This is a genomic window from Salinisphaera aquimarina, from assembly GCF_042643355.1.
Classification (GTDB): domain Bacteria; phylum Pseudomonadota; class Gammaproteobacteria; order Nevskiales; family Salinisphaeraceae; genus Salinisphaera; species Salinisphaera aquimarina.
Genome location: NZ_JBHRSS010000007.1, coordinates 23,651 through 43,881, shown reverse-complemented (window position 1 = coordinate 43,881; position 20,231 = coordinate 23,651). Strand labels below are relative to the sequence as shown.

Sequence of the window (20,231 nt, the reverse complement as noted above, 5' to 3'; positions counted from 1 at the left end):
GCCGGCGCGGCTCGCAGCGGGCTGTTCAGGAGCCGCTGGCGACCGCGCCGCAGCTGGCCTCGGGCGCGCCGTTTTCGCTTGCGACCTGCGGCATCTTGCTGGCATAGGTTACGCGCACCGGATACACCTTGCCGGCGGCATTGTGCATGTTGCCGATGCCGCGATACTCGAGCAGATGCTTGCTGTCCGGGTCGTAGGTCAGCTTGAGTGAGTCGACGAAGTGACTCACCAGGAACATGTCCAGTTCCGCGTTGAATATCACCGCCTCCTTGCCCTCGAACGTGGTGGTGCCGGTCTTCGATGCCTTCAGGTTGATCACACCCTGACGGCCGGCGGCGACGAACTTGAACGGCAGGGTGGTACCGCCTTCAAGCGTGTCGAAGTTCTTCTGAACGAGCGCATTGAAGCCCGAATCGGCGGCCATCGGCGGATCGATCTTGAACGACTTGGTCTGTTCCTGGGCGTCGGCCGACTCCTTCAGAAACATCGTCCAGCGATCGCCGTCGTGACGGATACCTTCCGCGTAGCCGTCGGCGGGAATCTTCAGGGTATAGGTCGGCACCGTCGGGTTGGCGCTGAAATCCATGTGCTTGGTGGCAATCACGTCGCCGCCCTTGCCGACATAGGTCACGTCCCACGAAGTGACATTGCCGCCGGACAGATGCTGTTCGTGGTGTTCGGTATAGCGATACTGGTCGCCCTGCAGCGTATAGGCGTAGCCGTTGAAACAGCGCATGTCGCCGCTGTCGCTGGCTTTGCCCTGAGCCAGTGCGGGCGCGGCGGCGAAAGACAGGGCGAGAAGGCCGGCCGGAGCCAGCAGACGCATTGTGGTGGGCATGGTCATATCTCCGAGCGGCCGGTCAGCCGCGTCTGGGCACAAACAGGTAGTGGGCGATGCCCCATTCGTTACCGTCGGCATAGCCGAACAGCTCGGCGACGGCCATGAAGAACATCCGCCAGCGGTTGACCCAGCGCTTGGCGTCGGTCTGGCCGTAGGTGTCCACGAACAGCGCTTCGATATCCGCGCTTGCCGCGTCCATGCGTTCCAGCCAGGCATTGGCGGTATCGCGGTAATGATTGCCCGACAGCCACCAGCTATCGCGCAGCAGCAGGTCTTCCTGAAAATGCGCGAACAGATTTTCGCTGGGCATGACGCCGCCGGTGAAGAAATGCCGCGCCATCCAGTCGTACTCGCCGTCATCCTGGAACGGATAGGCCAGGGTTTTGTGCGCGAATACGTGCACGAACAGGCGCCCGTCGTCCACCAGCCAGCGGCTGATGCGACCGAACAGCTCGCGGTAGTTGCGCATGTGCTCGAACATCTCGACCGAGACGATGCGATCGAAACGTTTCTCGCCCGGATCGAATGCGTTGATATCGCAGGTCTGAACGGTCAGATTGGTCAGCCCGCGTTCGCTGGCCATCGCCTCGATCGCCGCCCGCTGGGTGGCGGAGTTGGATACCGCCAGGATATCCGCGCGGGGATAGCGTTTGGCCGCCCACAGCGCGAACGAGCCCCAGCCGCAGCCTAGATCCAGAATCTTCTGGCCATCGTGCAGCCGCGCGCGCTCGGCGTAGAGCGCGAGCATGGCGTGTTCGGCCTGGTCGAGGTTGTCGATGCCGGGCTCGTAGAGGCAGCCGCTGTACTTGAGATGCGCGCCCAGCACCCGCTTGAAGAACGCCGCCGGCACCTCGTAGTGCTGGGTATTGGCGTCGGCGGTGTGCTGGGCGATGGGGCCGGTCGACGCGCGTTCGATGAATGCGCGCATGTGTTCGCTGCGCCGCTCCGGATCGCTCGCCTCGGGGCTGGTGAGACGGGTCGCGATCAGGCGACGCATGCCGGCCCGCGCGGCCTTGTCGGGCACCAGGCCACGTTCACACAGTTCGATCGGCAGACTATCCAATGCGTTTGCTCCGGCGTTTGAAAAACGAGACGTCTATTGCTTCGGCGGCCAGGGCACGAAAGCGCTGGTGGTGCGCACGTATTCGTCGTGGCCTTCGCGCTTGTCGGCCGCATCCTTGCCTTCGATGGTGGGAATGCCCGACACCTTGAGCAGCAGCCAGGCCATGATCACCGGGCTGGCCAGCGTGGCCCACCACCATGGTGCGCCGATGGCCAGCACCACGTAGGTCACCCAGTGCAATGACTCGAAGAAATAGTTCGGGTGGCGCGAATACCGCCACAGGCCTTCGGCGCACACCTTGCCACGATTCTCGGGCCGCGCCTTGAATGCCTTGAGCTGGGCATCGGCAGTGCCTTCGCCGACCACGGCGACAAACCACACCAAGAGCGTGAGCAGTACCACCCACAGCGAGGGGGCGTCAGGCATGTAGGCCACGACCAGAAACGGAATCGACAGAATCGCGGCGATTACGGCCTGGAACACGAAAAACCCGAGCATGTAGAGATCGGCTTTTTTGCCCCAGGACTTACGCGCCGCGGCGTAGCGTGAATCCTCGGGCGCGCCGCGCATGCGAACCGCCAGATAGGCGGCCAGCCGGAAAGCCCAGGTCAGCGCGAGGGCGGCGAGCAGAATACGGGCGCCGCCCGGTGCATCGCCAACCAGTGCGTATTCGGCGGCCATGATGCCCACCGACGCCGACCAGACCACGTCGACGAGCCCTGCGTTGCGCGTGAACAACTGAATCAACCAGACAATGATCAGCAGCACGACCGTGGTGGCCAGTCCCAGGCCAAAAGCCGCAATCGGCGTCATCAGTCATTCCTCGGGTGGATAATCGCGCCAATCTTAGCAGGCGAACAATAGTCAGAAGCCTACGTCGAGTAACGGAATATCGATGCATCCGCGCACGGTCACGCGGCCCGGGATCGCGGAAAAGCTGGCCAGATATTGTGGATGATAGCCGTAGACCAGAAGCCCCAGCCGGTCGCCGGCCTGCAGGCGTTCGGCCACGCCGTTGAGTTCGATGTCGCGCTCGCCCAGTCCGCGCACCGGGCGCAGCTGGTCGTTGACCAGCAGGGTGGCGTTGCGACTCGGGCGCTCAATGCCCAGCCCCACGAAGGCGACCGGCGAGGGCGCGTCGCCGGTGACCTCGATGCGTGCGCGCGGCAACCCCACGACGGCGCGATGATCGTCCTCGATCCGGGTCAGCGGGATGAACACGCCGCCGCTGGTGAGTTCGTCGATATGTTCGGTTGGCAGGGCATTGACGAGTTTCGCCAGCACGCCGGTGTCGTCGGCCCGGGTATCGGCGCCGCGGCTGTCCCAGAGACGCTTGAGCACGGTGGTCGCGTTGTCGACCGTGCCGGCGACCAGATCCCGGAGCCCGCCGAGGGTGTCCTGCCGGAACAGGCCCAGCAGCAGATCGAGCCCGCCGGTAACGGCCTCGCCTTCGAGTTCGCAGGTGAGGCCGCCGGCATCGCTGCCACGCGGCATGTCCTCGAACACCATCCCGGTGCGGTCATCGACAATCACCGCGCAGTGGGGAATCTCGGAGACGGGTGTTTCGCCCTTGAGCTTCCAGTCCAGATACGCCAGTTCGATGGCGGCCGTTTCCACGCGCTGATCGCCCCAGTGCAGATCGGCCTCGGTCTGGTAGGCGATACGGTCGATGTTCTGCAGAAACGGCAGGCTGTGGCCGTGACGCACGGCGATCAGGTGGACATCGTTGCCGGTGGCGCGCAGCCCGTTGGCGTTGGCCACCGCCTCGTTGAGATTGAACAGGGTGTCGCCCACACCCTGAATGAGAAGGGCGTCGACCCGGGGTGGCCGGCGTTGGTCCGGGGCCGCATGACGCGTGCCGTCGCGCGCGAGCTGGCCGTCGAAATAGGAGGCCGGGCTGTGGTTATAGAGTTCGTCGGCAACCCGGCTCGACAGCCCGCGTCCGGTCAGCGGCGAGGCGAGGCCTTCGATCAGGGCGCGATAAAGTACCGGGTCGAGGTCGATGCCCGAGGTCGGCATGCCGAGCGCGACCAGCGCCGCCCCCCAGGCGGTCTTGACGACGTTGTCCGGGGCCAGACTGTAGCTCAGATCATGCCAGGTGGCGGTCGGCACGATGGCGGCGAAGCGTGGATCCACGCAGGCGCCCATCAGCTGGAAGCCGCCGCCGTAGGACAGCCCGAGCGCGCCCACCACGGGCCCGTCGTCGCGATAGGCCAGATGCTCGGCGTGGGCCATGTCGCGCTCGGCCCAGTCCAGGATTGCGCTGATGTCCGCGCCTTCGCGCTGCGGATCCATGATGTTGACGTTGCCGGCGGATTCGCCGAAGCCGCGCTGATCGAAGCTGATCACGAAATAGCCGGCATCGGCCGCGCGCCGGGCCGCTTCGGTCGAGGGCAGCAAGCCGCCGGAGAGCTGTTCGTAGATCGAGCGCTCGTTGCGCGCGTTCAGGCGCGCGCCGCCGAAGCCGTGGCCGTGAATGATCAGCGGCGCGGCCTGGCCGCAGGCTAAAGCCGGCTGCAGGACCGTGATCGCTATTTCGGTGCCGTCGTGGGGATTGACGACCACGGCATCGTAATCACAGGCCTCGATCGCCCGTTGGGCCGGCCCGGCGGCGGTCAGTTCACTCATGCGGACGGCGTCGTCGCTGACAGGCTTGGGCGTGGCATCAAGCCTTGGGTTCAGGGGCGCGCGTAATCGCCGTGAGCGCGCGTCGTATATCGTCGGGGATGGCGGCCGCGCGCTGGGTCGTGCGATCCACGAACACGTGGATGAAATGCCCGTGCGCGCTCGCCGCGTCTTCACCGGCCTTGAAGATGCCGATGCCGTAGGTCACCGAGCGGTTGCCCAGGTGCTCGACGCGCAGACCGGCTTCGAGTTGCTCGGGGAAAGCCACCGGCGCGTGATACTGACAGCCCGACTCGACCACGAAACCGACCACCGGCGCGTTATGAATATCCAGGCCGCCGGCCTCGATGAGATAGCGGTTCGCCGCGGTATCGAAGTACGAATAATAGGTCACGTTGTTGACGTGGCCGTATACGTCGTTGTCCATCCAGCGGGTGGGCATGTCGCACACCCAGGGATAGTCGGCCCGGGTCGGAACGTCTCTGGCCATCACGAATCCTTGCTCAAAATGAAGAAGCCGGGCTGAGCCCGGCTTCGATCACGTCGTTTGCGATCTACGACTGCACTTTCCAGGTGCCGTCGGACTGGCGGCAGGCGGTGCCGCGAACCTTGTCCGGCTGGCCGTCGACGGTGGCGTTCATGGTGAACTCACGGCATGGCTGGCTGCCGCTGTTATAGGTGCGGGTGGGCGTGACCGAGTAGTTGTTGTTGCTGTCCGGGTCGCTCCAGGTCGAGGTGTTGCCGGTCGGGTTGGATTCCAGTGCGCTGCCGAACTGACGACGGTCGCGCTGGCCGAAGTTGTCGCCCAGCTTGCGCCCGAGCGCGGCACCCGCGAGCGTGCCCACGACAGTGGCGATGGTGGTGCCGGTGCCGCTGCCGATCTGGGAGCCGGCCGCGCCGCCCACGACGCCGCCGAGCACGGTGCCCGTGTCGGCCGAATTCCAGCCCGAATTGGCACAGCCGCTGATCATCACCATGGACAGTGTGAGTGCGCAGATAAAGCTCAGGGTCTTGGTCATGTCGAATCTCCGTAAGCCGCGCATCCGGCGGCTGAGGGTGTGTCGTGTTCGTGTATACAGTCTAACCAAAAAAGCGGGCCGCACGCTGAACGGGAAGGACTGGCGAGCGAACCGGCCCGGCGTTAGGCTGTGCGCCTGATGTTCGTGGGGATAGTCGTGCAGAGCTGGCTGCTGTTGATACTGGCGATCGTGCTGGAAGTGGCCGGTACCACCAGCATGAAGCTGTCGGAAGGCTTGACGCGACTCTGGCCGACCGTGGGCATGACGGTGCTCTATCTCGCCTCGTTCGCCTGCCTCGCGCTGGCGCTCAAGCAGATCGAGGTGAGCATCGCCTACGCGATCTGGGCCGGACTCGGTATCGTGCTGGTCACCCTGGTCGCGGTCCTCTTTTTCGATGAAGCCCTGACGCCGTGGCGCGTCGTCTGCATGACGCTGGTGCTGCTGGGCGTTGTCGGCCTGAACCTGTCCTCATCACATAGCTGAATCCGTCCTCAAATATCCAGGAACAAACATATGCGCGCATGGTTGGTGGAAGAGCCGGGAAAACCGGAAGCAATGAAGCTCGGCGAACTGGACACGCCCACGCCGGGTCCGCACGAAGTGTTGGTGGACATCCGCGCCATCGGCATCAACCGCGCGGACGTGATCCAGCGCATGGGCGGTTACCCGCCGCCCAAGGGCTTCGACCCGCGCTGTCCGGGCCTGGAATACGCCGGCGAAGTCGCGGCGGTGGGCGAACGCGTTCATACCCGCAAGGTCGGTGACGCGGTGATGGGCCTGATCGGCGGCGCGGCCTATGCCGAACAGTTGGTCACCCACGAGCGCGATACGCTCACCATTCCCCAGCACTACGACTGGGCCCAGGCCGCAGCCATGCCGGAGGCGTTTCTGACCGCCTACCGAGCGCTGTTTCTCGAAGGCAATCTGGCCCCCGGCCAGTGGGCGCTGGTGCGCGGCGCGACCTCGGGAGTCGGCCAGGCCGGTCTGCAGCTGATCCACGCCCTGGGCTCGCGCAGTATCGCGACCAGTCGCAGCCAGCCGCGCCTGGATGATCTGGACAAGCGATTCAAGGCCATGGGCTTCGACTACGGCTACGACCTGGGTCTGCTCGACGGCGATGCCGGGGTGGCCGAACAGGTTCAGGACGCCACCGGCGGTGCCCACGTGATCCTCGATTTCGTCGGCGGCCCGGTATTGAAGGACAACATGGCGGCACTGCGCGATGAAGGACGCCAGGTCCAGGTCGGCGTGATCGGCGGCGCCAAGACCGATATCAATATGGGCACGCTGTTGCGACGTCGCCTGAGCCTGATCGGCATGACCATGCGCAGCCTCCCGATCGAGCGCAAGATAATGCTCGCACAGCAGTTCAATGACCGACTGCTGCCCTTGTTCGAGGCCGGCAAGCTCAAGCCCGTGCTCGATCAGACCTTCACCTTCGAGCAGGCCGTCGAGGCCCATCGCACGATGGAGGGCGGCGAGCACACCGGCAAGCTGGTGCTGGTACGCGAGTAGCGCGGCCTGGCAATAGATCGAGGCCGTCGCTCTCCGGGGCGACGGCCTTCTGCCTGAGGGTCCGCCGGGGCGGCAGGGCCATGCTAAAGTCGAAAACTGTATCAGGCACGAAACGTGCAGCCTGATTTCAGCAACTGAAACCCAACAACGCAATGCGAGCCCATGGCTGAATTTGTTCCCGTCGATCCGTTCGATCTCGTCATCTTCGGCGGTACCGGCGATCTCGCCGAACGCAAGCTGCTGCCTGCGCTCTACCATCGTGATCGCGATGAGCAGTTCAGCGTCGACAGTCTCATCATCGGCGTGTCCCGCTCCGAGATCAGCGACGACGAATATGTGACCTGGGTCCACGAGACGCTGACCAAGCAGTTCGCGCCCAACGAAGTGGACCCGGACGTCTGGACGCGTTTCTCCGCCCGGCTGCGTCATCAATGTCTGGATCTGAAATCCGCCGACGGCTGGGCCGACCTCGACGCAAAATTCGATCCCGAGCACGAGCGCGTACGCGTGTTCTATCTGGCGACCGCGTCGTCGCTGTTCGGGCCCGTCGCCCAGCAGCTGCATGATGCCGACATGGTCGATGCACGCTCACGCATCGTGCTGGAAAAACCGGTCGGCCAGGATTATCCGTCGGCCTGTGCGGTGAACGACGCGGTGGGCGCGGTGTTCGAGGAATCCCAGATCTACCGGATCGATCATTATCTGGGCAAGGAAACCGTGCAGAACCTGCTCGCCCTGCGGTTCGGCAACTCGCTATTCGAGCCGCTGTGGGAACGCGGCGCGGTCGAGCACGTGCAGATCACGGTCGCCGAGGATCTGGGCGCGGGCAACCGCTTCGAGTTCTACGAGCGTACCGGCGCGCTGCGCGACATGGTGCAGAACCATATGCTGCAACTGCTGTGCCTGGTAGCGATGGAGCCGCCGGCGAGCATGCATCACGACGATATCCGCAACGAAAAGATCAAGGTGCTGCGCGCGCTCAAACCGATCACGCGGGCGTCGGTGGACGACGTGACCGTGCGCGGGCGCTATACCGCCGGCATCATCGACGACACGCCGGTGCCCGGCTACGAGAAAGAGGGCCGGGATGCCGGCGTGCCCTCCGATGAGCACGACGCCGAGACGTTCGTGGCGATCAAGGCCGAGATCGACAACTGGCGCTGGAACGGAACCCCGTTCTATCTGCGCACCGGCAAGCGCCTGCCGCGCAAGATGTCGCAGATCGTGTTCCAGTTCAAGGCGGTGCCGCACTCGATTTTCGGCGACCAGTCGCTGGAGCCGAACCGGCTGGTGATGAGCCTGCAGCCGGAAGAGGGCGTGCAGCTCACGCTGATGACCAAGGAGCCGGGCCCGGGTGGTTTTCGCATGCGCAGCCTGCCGCTGAACCTGCATTTCTCGGATGCGTTCGCGGTCAACTATCCGGACGCCTACGAGCGCCTGCTCATGGAAGTGCTGCGCGGCAATCCGGCCCTGTTCATGCGCCGCGACGAGATCGAGACCGCCTGGCAGTGGATCGATCGCATCATCGACAACTGGCACGCCGAACAGATTCAGCCGGAGGAATACATGGCCGGCAGCTGGGGGCCGACCAAGTCGTTCATGCTGGTCGACCGCGACCGGCGGCGCTGGTTTAACCCGGCCCCGGGCCGGAACGAGGCGTCATGAGCGAGCTGAATGCGTTCGACAGCCGGTCGCAGGCATCGGAAACCCTCGCCGGGCGTATCGCCGAGCATCTGCGGGCCGGCATCGACGCCCGCGGCCGCGCGAGCCTCGCGCTGAGTGGCGGCAGCTCGCCGGTGGAACTGTTCGAACGCCTGAGCGAAACCGAACTGGACTGGTCCAGCGTCACCATCGTGGCTACCGACGAGCGTTGGGTCGCGCCCAGCCATGAGCAAAGCAACGAAGGCATGTTCCGGCGCCGGTTGCTGCGCGGTCGGGCCGCCGCGGCCACGCTCGTGAGTCTTTATGTGGACGGCCGCACGGCGGCGGGCAGTCTGTCGATCGTCACCCGGCGCCTGGCCGAAATGCCGTCGCCGTTCGACGCGGTGGTGCTCGGCATGGGCACGGACGGGCATACCGCCTCGCTGTTCCCCGATGCCGGCAATATCGACGCCATGCTGGCCAGCCGTTCGGACTGCGTGGTTCCGGCCTTCGACGACGACCGTATCGAGCGTGTCAGTCTCGGGCCGACGCGGCTGCTGGAAACACGGGCGCTGTACCTGTTGTTTTTCGGTGACGACAAGCGCGCCGTCTACGATCAGGCGCTGGGCGATGGCCCTGCGAGTCAATGGCCCGTTCGCACCGCGCTGCACCAGACCCGCGTGCCGACCATCGCCTACTGGGCGCCGTAACGGGCAGCGGCGGGACCGCAGCAGATTGGAATACACCGAAAACAGACAAGCCCACAGCTTGTCGGGATATGAATCATGAGTCTTCATCCGGTCATCGACGAAGTCACCCAGCGCATCATCGAACGCAGCCGCGGCACCCGTGCCGACTACATCGCCCGTATCGATCACGCGGCGAGCAAGGGCCCGCATCGCGGCCATCTGTCCTGCGGCAATCTCGCCCACGGTTTCGCCGCGGAAGGCACCTCGAGTAAGGACGCGCTGGCCCACGGCCAGCGGCCCAACGTCGCCATCGTCTCCGCCTACAACGACATGCTCTCGGCGCACCAGCCGCTGGGTGATTTTCCGCCCATCATCAAGGAAGCGGCCTGGGCCGCCGGCGGCGTGGCCCAGTTCGCCGGCGGCACGCCCGCCATGTGCGACGGCGTCACCCAAGGCCAGCCGGGCATGGAACTGTCGCTGTTCTCGCGCGACGTGATCGCCATGGCCACCGCTGTCGCGCTCACCCACAACATGTTCGACGCCGCCCTATGTCTGGGCATCTGCGACAAGATCGTGCCGGGGCTGCTGATCGGCGCGCTGTCGTTCGGCCACCTGCCGACGATCTTCGTGCCCGGCGGGCCGATGCCCTCGGGCCTGCCGAACAAGATCAAGGCCAAGGTCCGCGAGCGCTATGCTGCCGGTGAAATTGGCCGCGAGGAACTGCTCAAGGCCGAGTCCATGTCCTATCACTCGCCGGGCACCTGTACTTTCTACGGCACCGCCAACTCCAATCAGCTGCTGATGGAGTTCATGGGCCTGCATCTGCCGGGCGCATCCTTCGTCAATCCCGGCACGCCGCTGCGCGACGCGCTCACCCGTGCCGCCGCCGAGCGTGTGGTCGGCCTGACCGCGCTCGGCGACGACTATCGCCCGGCCGGTCATATCATCGACGAAAAAGCGATCGTCAACGGTATCGTTGGCCTGCTGGCCTCGGCCGGCTCGACCAACCACACCATGCATCTGGTGGCCATCGCCCGCGCCGCCGGCGTGCAGATCGACTGGACCGATTTCGCCGACATCTCGGCGGTAGTGCCGCAGATGGCCAAGGTCTATCCCAACGGCACGGCGGACGTGAATCATTTCCACGCCGCCGGTGGCATCCAGTTCATGATCCGCAACCTGCTCGCTGCCGGGCTAGCCCACTACGACGTCACCACCGTGTTCGGCGACGGCCTGCATCTCTACACCCAGGAACCGTTCCTGGACGGCGACACACTGATCTGGCGCGAGGGCGCCGACGAAAGCCACGACACCGACGTGCTGCGCGGCGTGGCCGAGCCGTTCTCGCCCACCGGCGGCCTCAATGTGCTGCAGGGCAACCTCGGTCGCGGCATCATCAAGGTATCGGCGGTGGAAGCCGCGCATCGCACGATCCGCGCCGCCGCCCGTGTCTTCCCGCATCAGGAAGCCGTGCTCGAGGCCTACAATGCCGACCAGTTGAATCAGGATACGGTCGTGGTCGTCATCAACCAGGGCCCCAGAGGCAACGGCATGCCGGAACTGCACAAGCTCACGCCGGCGCTGGGTCATCTGCAGAACCAGGGCTTCCAGGTCGCGCTGCTCACGGACGGGCGTATGTCCGGTGCCTCGGGCAAGATCCCGGCGGCGATCCAGGTCACCCCGGAGGCGAGCCTCGGCGGGTTGATCGGCCGGATACGCGACGGCGACATGATCGCGCTCGACTCCGACGCCGGCACGCTGGAGGTGGAGGTAGACGCCAAAGAACTCGAAGCACGTGAACCCACCACCTTCGACAACGATGTCGACAGCGAATACGGCTTCGGTCGCGAGTTGTTCTCGGTGTTCCGCCGCAACGTGGGCTCGGCCGAGCAGGGCGCCTGTGCGCTCCTCGATGCGCAGGTCTAGGGAAATACTGAACTGTCCGTAGATGAACGCGAGTTAAAGCAGAAGGCATTTATCCGCAGATGGACGCAGATTGACGCAGGTACAGGTAAAGCTGTGCTTGCTGGGTTGAGACCCAGCTGGTGCTTGAGTGGACCTTCCGATTCGCGTTCATTAGCTTGCCGCGTTGACGTCAGTTAAAGAGCAGCAGTTCTGTATTCGTCTTCATCTGCGTCAATCTGCGTTCATCTGCGGATAAACATGTCTTGAAGAAACGAGCAGGAAACGAGCGATGAAACAAAGTGAAGTGCGCGACGTGATGGCGATTTCGCCGGTCATCCCGGTGGTGGTCACGCCCAGCGCCGAGGCCGGTGTGGAAATCGCCCGGGCGCTGCTGGCCGGCGGCGTGGGCGTGATCGAAGTCACGCTGAGAACCGCCGCGGGCCTGGAAGCGATTCGCGCGATTCGTCGTGAGGTGCCGGATATCTGCGTCGGCGCCGGCACCGTATGGACAGCCGAGGATGCGCGGAAAGCATCCGATGCCGGATCGGCGTTCATTGTCTCGCCGGGCATCACCGATGCCGTCGGGGATCGCTGCGTCGAGCTGGATCTGGCTTATCTGCCGGGCGCGCAGACGATCAGCGAGATCGCCCACCACCAGCGCCGCGGGCTGGATGCGGTCAAGCTGTTTCCGGCGTCGATCATCGGCGGACCCAAGGCGATCAAGGCCTATTCGAGCGTATTTCCGGCCATGCAGTTCTGCCCGACCGGCGGTATCTCGGCCAATACCGCAACCGATTACCTGGCGCTTGACTGCATCCCATGCGTTGGCGGCAGCTGGCTGGTCGACGCCACGGCCGTCGCCAACGGCAACTGGCAGGACATCGCCGACAAGGCCGCCGCGGCGGCAACGCTCGGCTGAATCCAGACTCGGAAAAAGACGGAAGGCGGTTTAGCCGCAGATTTCCCAGATGACGCAGATGAAAGAAAAGGGCGGGAGAAGATTAAAGAGTCGTGATTGCGTTGCTGTGGATGTTCAATGAGCACATGGACAGCGAACCAGATCGGCTATGACTGGCTCGAAGGATGCCGACTCCTGGCGCGAAACGTTCTTCAGCGTCTCTTGTAAATGCTATGTTTGTGCGGCGTCGGCGCACTGGCCTAGTCTACGTGGCACCTTATCGCAATCGACGTGTCCCACCCGTCGAGTTGAGCGCAACACATCCAGGCGCCTGTCCTTCAAATCTGGCTCATCTGCGCAATCTGCGGATAAATGCCTTCCGCCTTCCGCCGGGCCCTTTCAAGCGTACGCATCACCCCGGCTGCGGCGCGGCACCGTCCACTTCCAGTGCGCGCCACATGTACCAGCTGCCCACCGAGCGATAAGGCCGCCAGATTTCGCAGGCGGCTTCGAGCTGCTTGGGTTTGGGCAGTTCCGCCATGCCGTAGGTCAGTGCGTAGCCCTTGCGAACGCCCAGGTCGTGAATCGGCATCACGTCCGGGCGGCCCAGATGAAACATCAGCAGCATTTCCACGGTCCAGCGGCCGATGCCGCGGATCGCTGAATAGGTCTCGATCAGCTGCGCATCGGAGTGATCCGCCATGCGCGCTTCGTCCGGCAGTTCGTCGGCGAGTTGGGCCGCAGACAGCGCCTGCAGGCTGAGCATCTTGTTCCGCGACAGGCCGGCGCCGCGTAGCGTGGCCTCGTCCGCGGCGGCGATACGTGCCGCACCCGGCGCGTCAGCGCCGCCCAACGCATCGAGCACGCGCCGGTAGATCGTGCCGGCGGCCTTGCCCGAGAGCTGCTGGTAGACGATCGCTCGTGTCAGCGAATGAAATACGTCCGGGGCAGCCGTGGTCGACGGCGCATAGGGCCCGCATCGGGCGATCAGCGCGCCCAGCACCGGATCGGCGTGGGTCAGATGGGCGACCGCTTCGTTCGGGTCGAAGGCCAGCTGCGTGGCACGCTCGGTTGCTGCTGTTGCCGCCATCAGACGCCGCGCACGGCCTGCTCGATCGGCGTGTCACCGGCGAGCAGTTCGAAATGCCGGCCGACGGTGTTGGGCGCATCGAGCGTCGCCAGCAGAACGGCAGCCACGTCGTCACGCGTTACCTCGCCGTAGCGGCCCAGTTCCTTGGCGATGTCGACGCGGCCGGTGCCGTCGTCATTGAGCAGACGGCCGGGGCGCACGATGGTGTAGTCGAGCCCGGAGGCACGCAGGTGATCGTCCGCCGCCTTCTTGGCCGCGAAGTAATGCTGCATCGCGTCGGAGCCTTTTTCGGGCGTGTCCGCATTTATCGACGAGACGATGATGAAGCGTCTCACGCCATTGGCCACCGCCTGATCGATGAGATTGATGGCGCCGTTGCGATCGACATCCTCGGTCTTCTGCGGCGGTGTATGGCCGCCCGATCCGGCCGTGAAAATCACCGCGTCGCAGCCGGCGAGGGCGGCACTGCAATCGCCCTCCAGGTCGGCAACGACGGTCTCGTCCGCGCGGAGTCCGTCCATGCGGTCCTGCTGGTCGGCCGAACGAACCATGGCACGGCTCTGATGGCTGCTATCCGCCATCTGCTGAACCAGGCGCTGGCCGATCTGTCCGTGTGCACCGACGATGAGTACTTTCATGGTCATGCTCCGTCTGCAGGCAGCGGGGTGTCGTTGCCCGCTGCCTTGAATAAATCGCTGCTTCCTACAACATTACGCCGTGTAGTGATTTTGCAAGCACACGACCCGCGCGGTCGAAGGAATGTTCGATGATCGATCTCTATACCTGGACCACGCCCAACGGGCACAAGATCCATATCATGCTCGAGGAAATCGGGCTCGAATATAAAGCCCATCCGATCAACATCGGCAAGGGCGACCAGTTTGGCGAAGCGTTTTTAAGAATCAGCCCGAACAACAAGATCCCGGCGATGGTCGATCACGACGGCCCCAACGGCAAGCCGTATTCGCTGTTCGAATCCGGCGCCATGCTGATCTATCTGGCCGAGAAGACCGGCCGCCTGCTACCCACCGACACCGTCAAGCGCAACGACGTCATGCAGTGGCTCATGTTCCAGATGGCCAGCGTCGGCCCGATGCTCGGCCAGGCGCATCACTTCAACAAGTACGCGCCCGAGAAGATCGAATACGCGGTCAAGCGCTACGAGAACGAGGCCAACCGCATCTACGGCGTCATGGATCGTCGCCTGGCGGACTTCAAGTTCCTCGCCGGCAACGACTATTCCATTGCCGATATCGCCACCTGGCCGTGGCTGCGTAGCGCCGAGACCCAGGGCGTGAATATCGATGACTATCCGAACGTTCGTCGTTGGTTCGAGATGATCGGCGATCGTAAAAACGTCAAGAAAGGGCTTCAGGTGCTGGCGGATCATCACACCGATCTGAGTCAAGACAAGGATGCTTTGGAGAATATGTTTGGGAGCAAGCAGTACGAGAAGCGTTGATTTGTCTCGTTAGAGGGCCGGGCCGGGCCGGGCCGACCGGCCTTGCTTTCGGTGTCAGAAATGCTTGAAAGCTGGTTTTCACTTGATGGAAAACGGCTTTTTTGGGCTTGAAAATTGCTGTGGGTGTAGATGAATTGGTGCTTTACGTACGCGTCTGTCTTGGCTCACGAGTTCTTCGCTCCTTTTGTTTCGCACTCCAGTGCGAGTTACTTCTCTTTGCTTGTCCAAAGAGAAGTAACCAAGAGAAAAGACACCCGGGCACAGCGCCGGCTACGCCGGTGCACTCCGACACGCAGCGGCGACGGGATGCGTACAGAACTCGGATCGCTTTGGCGATCCTCAGACATGCTGTACGCACCGGCGCAATGCGCCGGACACCCGTCGCCACTACGTGTCTTCGTCGCCGTGCAACGGGGCCTGAATACAAATGCCAGGCCGACACCGAGAGCCAACTCGTCGTCCGAAACGAAATTCAGCACGCGACTCCGTTTCCATCGGATTAGGCATCGCCTAATCCGATATAAAAGAGCGCGACCTTGAGCGAGCTTGCCTGTATTGGGTCCCCTTGGGCGTAGCGCCGAGCAGCGCAGGGCATCGGCGCGAAGCGCCGACGCAAGACAGGGTGTCTTTTGTGTTGGTTACTTATATTTGGACAAGCAAATATAAGTGACTCGCACAGCAGTGCGAAACCTCAAGTCGACTCGGCCTAAATTAGTAGTTCAACACGCATAGAATTTAATTTAGTGTTGTGGGATCTTTACGATACGCGCGAGGTGGTCAGCGGGTATAGTATTTGATAAAAGTTGTTGGAATGATGAAAACTCTCGATTCATTCACGATCTGGCTTGCATGTGCGGTTACAAGACCTGATCCAGATTCTTTTGGCCCAGCGCTGAGCTGTCAATCAGCGCCGAGAGGTCGGTTTACGAGGGGCGCGATTAGCCTCTAGTCTGCGCCGTGCTCTCTTGTTGATTGAGTGGGTTACACGGGGTTGTCTAGTCTCAAATAAAAATTAAAGGAGTTTGGATTTGTCACTGCCAATTAAAACAAGTAGCGAAGACGTGGCGAAAGTCATTGGGTATCTAAAAACTAAGCCGACTGGCGCAAGTATTTCCGAGGCGAAAGGGATCGTTGGGTCGCAGCCTATAGATTCCCGCAAAGTGTCCGCGTACGTCTTTTGGGAGTTAGTGGAGCGTGAAGGCGAGCGATTGAAGTTAGCTTCGCGGGGATGGGATATAGCGCGAAACAAGCGCAGTGAAAGCGACGTATACCGGGAAATAATCGATGGGATAGTCCCTTACCGTGCAGCGCTGGAATGGGCTTATCACCAGAGCTTTGATTCGCTCACTAACGTCGACGTTGCAGCCTTTTGGCATGAACACCATGGCGAATCCACTGGCAGTTCCAACGAGAACACAATCAAGGAGCAAGCGGTTTGCTTTTTTCGGGTTGCCGAGGCCGCCGGCGTTGGTAAGTGTGTCATCGGTAGACGAGGAAATGCGACTCGGCTAGATCTTCTTAAGTCCGAGTTGGAAGCTATCGTAGAAGGGGGGCCATCTACGCCTCCGATTCGTACGAATTCCGATACGGAAGAGTTAGAAGTAGAAGAGGAAGATAATATCGAAGAGCAAGAGATGAGAGGGGGAAATCGGAAGACAGATGATCTTGATGCCGCGCTTGAAATTCAAGAAATTAAGGTTTTTATTTCTCATGGAAAAAACACGGAACTTGTCGATCAGGTAGATACGATTTTAGGGCTCTCAGATATCGACTCGGAAGTCGCGGTGAAGGAAGAAAGCTCTGCTATTCCGGTACCAGACAAAGTATTTGGCGCTATGAGAAGGTCCAATGCGGGTATCATTATTGTATCTGTGGAGGAGGGGAATACCGATGCTGATGGCAACTATGTAATTAATAATAATGTGTTGATAGAGATTGGAGCTGCCTTTGTGCTCTACGACCGCCGGGTAATTCTACTTTGGGATAAGAGGCTCAGTGTGCCATCGAATCTACAAGGTCTATACAGGTGTGAATTCGAAGGGAGTGATCTGAACTGGAATGCTGGGATGAAGCTGATGAAGGCAATAAAAGAATTCAAAAAGGATATGAAAAACGGTTGATGTGAAGGTCGTTCTGTTAAGCGCCGGGAAGCACGTTGAGGGGCTCGCCTGAAAAATATAATCGGGGAGAAGGATATTCAGGGAAAGATCAAAATTTAGAAGAGGTTACGAGGCCCGGGATGTAGTTTACCTGCGCGTTCGTGTCGAATTCGCGCGTCTCGCTTCTTTGACCCGCCCAGGAGTGTGCTCAGGGACGATGATAGGACGACGAACGGTCTGCCACGGCTCGCCGCCCATATCCCGGCGTGTTATTCGCCGTATAGGAAATGCGGTAAATAACCCCGCTCATGTCATCCGAGACCAGCAGCGAACCGTCCAGATACTGATTCACATCCACCAGCCGCCCGAGATACTCGCCGGTATCGTCGGTGAGCCAGCCGGAAGCGAAGGGGTGCATCTCGCCTGCGGTGCCGTCTTCCTTGATCGGCGTGAACATGATGTGGGCGCCGACCGGCGTGGTGCGGTTCCAGGGGAATAACCGAGGACGTACCACGCTTTTCTAAGACCACAGGATATTCGAACAGTCGCGTGCCGGTCGCTTAATCTGTCCGATAGAATCAGTTCTCCCGCGCCCCACAAGACCTTCAATGACCCTCCAAAACCAACACGACCTCGATGGCATTCTAGCCATCGGTCGCATAGTGGCCGAAATCCGCGACGCCATGCTGGCAGCGATCGAGCCGGGCATGATAACCGCTGAGCTCGATGAAATCGGCGGACAGATGCTGTCGCGCCTGGGCGCGACGTCGGCGCCGATGGCCTGCTACGGCTTCCCGGGTTTCACCTGCATCAGCGTGAATGAAGAGGTGGCCCATGGCGTGCCCGGTACGCGGGTGATAGGCGAGGGCGATATCGTGAATGTCGATGTGTCCGCCGAGCGTGACGGCTATTTTGCCGATACGGGCGGTACGACCGTAGTTGCCCCGGTGGCGCAGGAGAAAGCGTCGCTATGTCAGGCCACAGAGTTGGCGCTGGAGCGCGCACTGGCTGAGGTGCGGGCGGGCGCGCGGATCAACAGGATCGGCAAGGCCATCGAGCGCGTGGCGAAATCGCATCGGCTCAAGATCATCGAGAATCTCGCCGGACATGGCCTCGGCCGCTCGCTGCATGAAGAGCCGGAGGCCATTGTTGGTTTCTACGATCCCAGGGATCGCCGCCGCCTAGAGTACGGGCAGGTGATCGCCGTCGAGCCCTTCCTGTCGACTCGAAGCACGTTCGTGTCGGAAACGGATGATGGCTGGACGCTGGTTGGCGACCCGGCCAGCCGTTCGGCGCAGTTCGAGCACACGGTGATCGTGACCGATGGAGCGCCGATCGTAGCCACCCGTTCACAAGTAGCCGCCCCGGCGTAGTCGTGCAGGGAGCGGGATTTCGAGTGACGCTTAGGTGCGTTGTTGGCCGAACCCACAGTTCCTGGCGGCTATTCGGCCCCTCGGAAGGCTTGATGCGTTGTTGAGGAGCCTTTGGAGCCTCGATTGGTTTCTCTCCTAGTCGCCGTTATTCCAAGAGATTCACTGGGAGTGCTTTTCAGTGCTGCTAGTGCCGTGTTGAGTAACAGCGCTGCGGGTTCGACTGGACTGTATACGGTAGACGAATATAAGATTTAGCCTTGCTTCCGCCAGACCACGTCGCCGCGTAAATCGATTCCTACTACAGGTCCCGACGCCGTACCCACGCGGGTACGTGTTCAAGCCGGCTTGCGTATTCGATGCTTGCGGTCTGGCGCTGTCTGTCACCGAACTGTGATCTGATCATGATGAAACTCGACTGGTACCGCGGCTGGAACATCGTGGCAGCCGCGACCTGTCTCACGCTTCTGACCGTGGGCCTTCGGCTCGGGACCGGGCCGTTCTTTCTGCCCATGGCCAACGATCTCGGCTTCAGCCGGAGCGAGTTGTCGACGGTCGTCGGCGTCGGCATGTTGTTCTACGGGCTGGCGATGCCGCTTGCGGGGTGGCTGGTTTCCCGAATCGGCACGCGCGCGGTGATCCTGTCCGGTCTCGCGATGGTCGCGGCGGCGGTGGCCTGGACAATGGTGGCGCGAACGCCGTTCACGCTCTGTCTGTCGTTTGGCATGTTGCTGTCGGTCGGCCTGGGCTTCATCAGCCCGGTCGTGCTGACGCCGGTCATCTGCCGATGGTTCGCCCGGCAGCGTGCCAAGGCGCTGTTCTTTCTTTCCACTGGCTCGATGGCTGGCATCGCATTGATGACACCGATCTTCAGTCTCTCCATTGCCGCGTTCGGCTGGCAGCACACGCTGGTCGGCTACACCGTGGCGTTGACGATAGCGGCCGTCGTGGCAGTCGTCTTCGTGATCCGGGACGAAATATCCTCCAGCGTGGCCGATCCGAACTATGCCGCGGCGGAAGTATCCGAAGACCTGCGCGTAGCGGAGGCCAACGGCCGCTTCGCCGTGGCGTTCTGGTCGACCCCATTCTGGAAGATCTTTCTCGGCCTGTTCGCCTGCGGCTTCAGCATGAATCTGCTGGGCACCCACGGCGTGCCGATGCTCGTCGATCACGGTTTCGATTCGACCACCAGCTCGCTGGGAATCGGCACGATCGGACTGGTCGCCATCTTCGGTACGGTGCTCATCGGCCGTGTCGCAGACCGGGTGCCGCGCCGCAATCTGCTGGCGCTGATCTACGGGGTGCGCGGGCTCGGCTTCTTTGCCCTGCTGATGGTGAGTTCGCCGGCGGGCCTGTTCACGGCTGCCGCGGTCGGTGGGCTGGTCTGGGCGGGCAGTATTGCCACGTCGTCGGCGATGCTGGCCGATGTGTACGGGGTACGGCTGGTCGGCGTGCTGTACGGCACTGCCTACGTCGGTCATCAGATCGGCGCGACTATCAGCACCTGGCTCGGTGGCTGGGGGTATGAGCAGTACGGTACCCACTGGATCGCGTTCGGTAGTGCCGGTGCGCTGCTGTTTGTCGCTGCTGCGATTTCGTTGCGGCTGCCGGCGGATGGGTTTGCCTTCTGGTTGAGTCGGCCACTGCAGGACCGGGCTTCGGTGGCCCAGTAAGTCGAAATCGCCTGCATGGTTGATTCGAAAACCGGTTGTTTAGGATCGTCAGTTTTTCTGCGCCCGCGAGTTAGACGGCACTGAGGTTTCGCACTGCTGTGCGACTGACTTTCGTTTGCTTGTCCAAACGAAAGTCAGCAAAGGAAAGGACACCCGGGCACGGCGCCGGCTACGCCGGTGCACTCCGATGCTCGCGGCGAAGGGATGCGGCCAGAACTCGGCCCGCTTTGGCGGTCCTCAAACAGGCTGGCCACACCGGCGCAGTGCGCCGGATACCCTTCGCCGCTGCGCGTCTCCGTCGCCGTGCAACGGGGTCCGAATACAGGCAATACGCCCGCTAT

General features: G+C 62.3%; 18 protein-coding genes and 1 pseudogene. 10 read left to right on the top strand and 9 right to left on the bottom strand.

Going from position 1 to position 20,231, the window contains the following annotated elements; genetic code table 11:
- Positions 1 to 25 precede the first annotated feature (25 nt).
- The 6 genes from ACFOSU_RS14690 to ACFOSU_RS14665 all read right to left on the bottom strand — a co-directional run bounded on the left by ACFOSU_RS14690 (position 26) and on the right by ACFOSU_RS14665 (position 5,548).
- Positions 26 to 838, bottom strand: a complete 813-nt coding sequence (locus ACFOSU_RS14690) for a hypothetical protein (protein WP_380690687.1) — start codon at positions 836 to 838, stop codon at positions 26 to 28.
- Between the two features lie 22 nt (positions 839 to 860).
- Entirely contained in the window at positions 861 to 1,904 is a 1,044-nt protein-coding gene (locus tag ACFOSU_RS14685) for an SAM-dependent methyltransferase (RefSeq protein ID WP_380690686.1), read from the bottom strand.
- A 33-nt stretch (positions 1,905 to 1,937) separates the two neighbouring features.
- Positions 1,938 to 2,717 carry a DUF1295 domain-containing protein gene (locus tag ACFOSU_RS14680; RefSeq protein WP_380690685.1) on the bottom strand — a complete coding sequence of 260 codons (780 nt, stop codon included), beginning with the start codon at positions 2,715 to 2,717 and terminating at the stop codon, positions 1,938 to 1,940.
- A 51-nt stretch (positions 2,718 to 2,768) separates the two neighbouring features.
- Positions 2,769 to 4,532 (bottom strand): CocE/NonD family hydrolase, encoded by a 1,764-nt coding sequence (locus tag ACFOSU_RS14675; protein WP_380690684.1) that lies wholly within the window; start codon positions 4,530 to 4,532, stop codon positions 2,769 to 2,771.
- A 37-nt stretch (positions 4,533 to 4,569) separates the two neighbouring features.
- A complete protein-coding gene (locus ACFOSU_RS14670) occupies positions 4,570 to 5,019 on the bottom strand; it encodes an acyl-CoA thioesterase (RefSeq protein WP_380690683.1) in 450 nt (149 codons plus the stop codon).
- Between the two features lie 64 nt (positions 5,020 to 5,083).
- On the bottom strand, positions 5,084 to 5,548 hold the full coding sequence (locus ACFOSU_RS14665; protein WP_380690682.1) for a glycine zipper 2TM domain-containing protein: 465 nt from the start codon (positions 5,546 to 5,548) through the stop codon (positions 5,084 to 5,086).
- Between the two features lie 138 nt (positions 5,549 to 5,686).
- On the opposite strand from ACFOSU_RS14665, the gene ACFOSU_RS14660 reads away from it, so the two are divergent.
- The 6 genes from ACFOSU_RS14660 (at position 5,687) to ACFOSU_RS14635 (ending at position 12,217) form a co-directional block, all read left to right on the top strand.
- On the top strand, positions 5,687 to 6,031 hold the full coding sequence (locus tag ACFOSU_RS14660) for a DMT family transporter (protein WP_380690681.1): 345 nt from the start codon (positions 5,687 to 5,689) through the stop codon (positions 6,029 to 6,031).
- Positions 6,032 to 6,061: 30 nt separating this feature from the next.
- The gene (locus ACFOSU_RS14655; protein WP_380690680.1) at positions 6,062 to 7,063 is read left to right on the top strand and encodes an NAD(P)H-quinone oxidoreductase; all 1,002 of its coding nucleotides are present in this window, start codon (positions 6,062 to 6,064) and stop codon (positions 7,061 to 7,063) included.
- A gap of 162 nt (positions 7,064 to 7,225) precedes the next feature.
- Positions 7,226 to 8,728 carry a glucose-6-phosphate dehydrogenase gene (zwf, locus tag ACFOSU_RS14650; RefSeq protein WP_380690679.1) on the top strand — a complete coding sequence of 501 codons (1,503 nt, stop codon included), beginning with the start codon at positions 7,226 to 7,228 and terminating at the stop codon, positions 8,726 to 8,728.
- Entirely contained in the window at positions 8,725 to 9,414 is a 690-nt protein-coding gene (gene pgl, locus ACFOSU_RS14645; RefSeq protein ID WP_380690678.1) for a 6-phosphogluconolactonase, read from the top strand. The genes zwf and pgl overlap by 4 nt, the downstream gene beginning before the upstream one ends.
- A gap of 72 nt (positions 9,415 to 9,486) precedes the next feature.
- Positions 9,487 to 11,319, top strand: coding sequence for a phosphogluconate dehydratase (gene edd / locus ACFOSU_RS14640; protein ID WP_380690832.1), 1,833 nt, complete (start codon positions 9,487 to 9,489; stop codon positions 11,317 to 11,319).
- Positions 11,320 to 11,587: 268 nt separating this feature from the next.
- Positions 11,588 to 12,217 (top strand): bifunctional 4-hydroxy-2-oxoglutarate aldolase/2-dehydro-3-deoxy-phosphogluconate aldolase, encoded by a 630-nt coding sequence (locus ACFOSU_RS14635; RefSeq protein ID WP_380690677.1) that lies wholly within the window; start codon positions 11,588 to 11,590, stop codon positions 12,215 to 12,217.
- A gap of 391 nt (positions 12,218 to 12,608) precedes the next feature.
- Here the strand turns inward: ACFOSU_RS14635 and ACFOSU_RS14630 are convergent, their stop codons facing one another.
- Both ACFOSU_RS14630 and ACFOSU_RS14625 read right to left on the bottom strand, forming a co-directional pair.
- Positions 12,609 to 13,286, bottom strand: coding sequence for a DNA-3-methyladenine glycosylase family protein (locus ACFOSU_RS14630; RefSeq protein WP_380690676.1), 678 nt, complete (start codon positions 13,284 to 13,286; stop codon positions 12,609 to 12,611).
- Positions 13,286 to 13,924 carry an SDR family oxidoreductase gene (locus ACFOSU_RS14625; RefSeq protein WP_380690675.1) on the bottom strand — a complete coding sequence of 213 codons (639 nt, stop codon included), beginning with the start codon at positions 13,922 to 13,924 and terminating at the stop codon, positions 13,286 to 13,288. Before ACFOSU_RS14625 ends, ACFOSU_RS14630 begins: the two co-directional genes overlap by 1 nt.
- A 128-nt stretch (positions 13,925 to 14,052) precedes the next feature.
- Here ACFOSU_RS14625 and ACFOSU_RS14620 point away from each other — a divergent pair, with 128 nt between their 5' ends.
- Both ACFOSU_RS14620 and ACFOSU_RS14615 read left to right on the top strand, forming a co-directional pair.
- Positions 14,053 to 14,748, top strand: a complete 696-nt coding sequence (locus ACFOSU_RS14620; protein WP_380690674.1) for a glutathione binding-like protein — start codon at positions 14,053 to 14,055, stop codon at positions 14,746 to 14,748.
- A gap of 1,028 nt (positions 14,749 to 15,776) precedes the next feature.
- Complete coding sequence (locus tag ACFOSU_RS14615) at positions 15,777 to 16,868, top strand: TIR domain-containing protein (protein ID WP_380690673.1); 1,092 nt, start codon at positions 15,777 to 15,779, stop codon at positions 16,866 to 16,868.
- Between the two features lie 187 nt (positions 16,869 to 17,055).
- Here the strand turns inward: ACFOSU_RS14615 and ACFOSU_RS14610 are convergent.
- Positions 17,056 to 17,337, bottom strand: a pseudogene (locus ACFOSU_RS14610) (hypothetical protein); the annotation flags it as partial.
- Positions 17,338 to 17,455: 118 nt separating this feature from the next.
- Between ACFOSU_RS14610 and map the strand changes: the two are divergent.
- Together map and ACFOSU_RS14600 are read left to right on the top strand one after the other, a co-directional pair.
- A complete protein-coding gene (gene map, locus ACFOSU_RS14605; RefSeq protein WP_380690672.1) occupies positions 17,456 to 18,220 on the top strand; it encodes a type I methionyl aminopeptidase in 765 nt (254 codons plus the stop codon).
- 401 nt (positions 18,221 to 18,621) lie between these two features.
- Positions 18,622 to 19,890, top strand: a complete 1,269-nt coding sequence (locus ACFOSU_RS14600; RefSeq protein WP_380690671.1) for an MFS transporter — start codon at positions 18,622 to 18,624, stop codon at positions 19,888 to 19,890.
- Positions 19,891 to 20,231 lie beyond the last annotated feature (341 nt).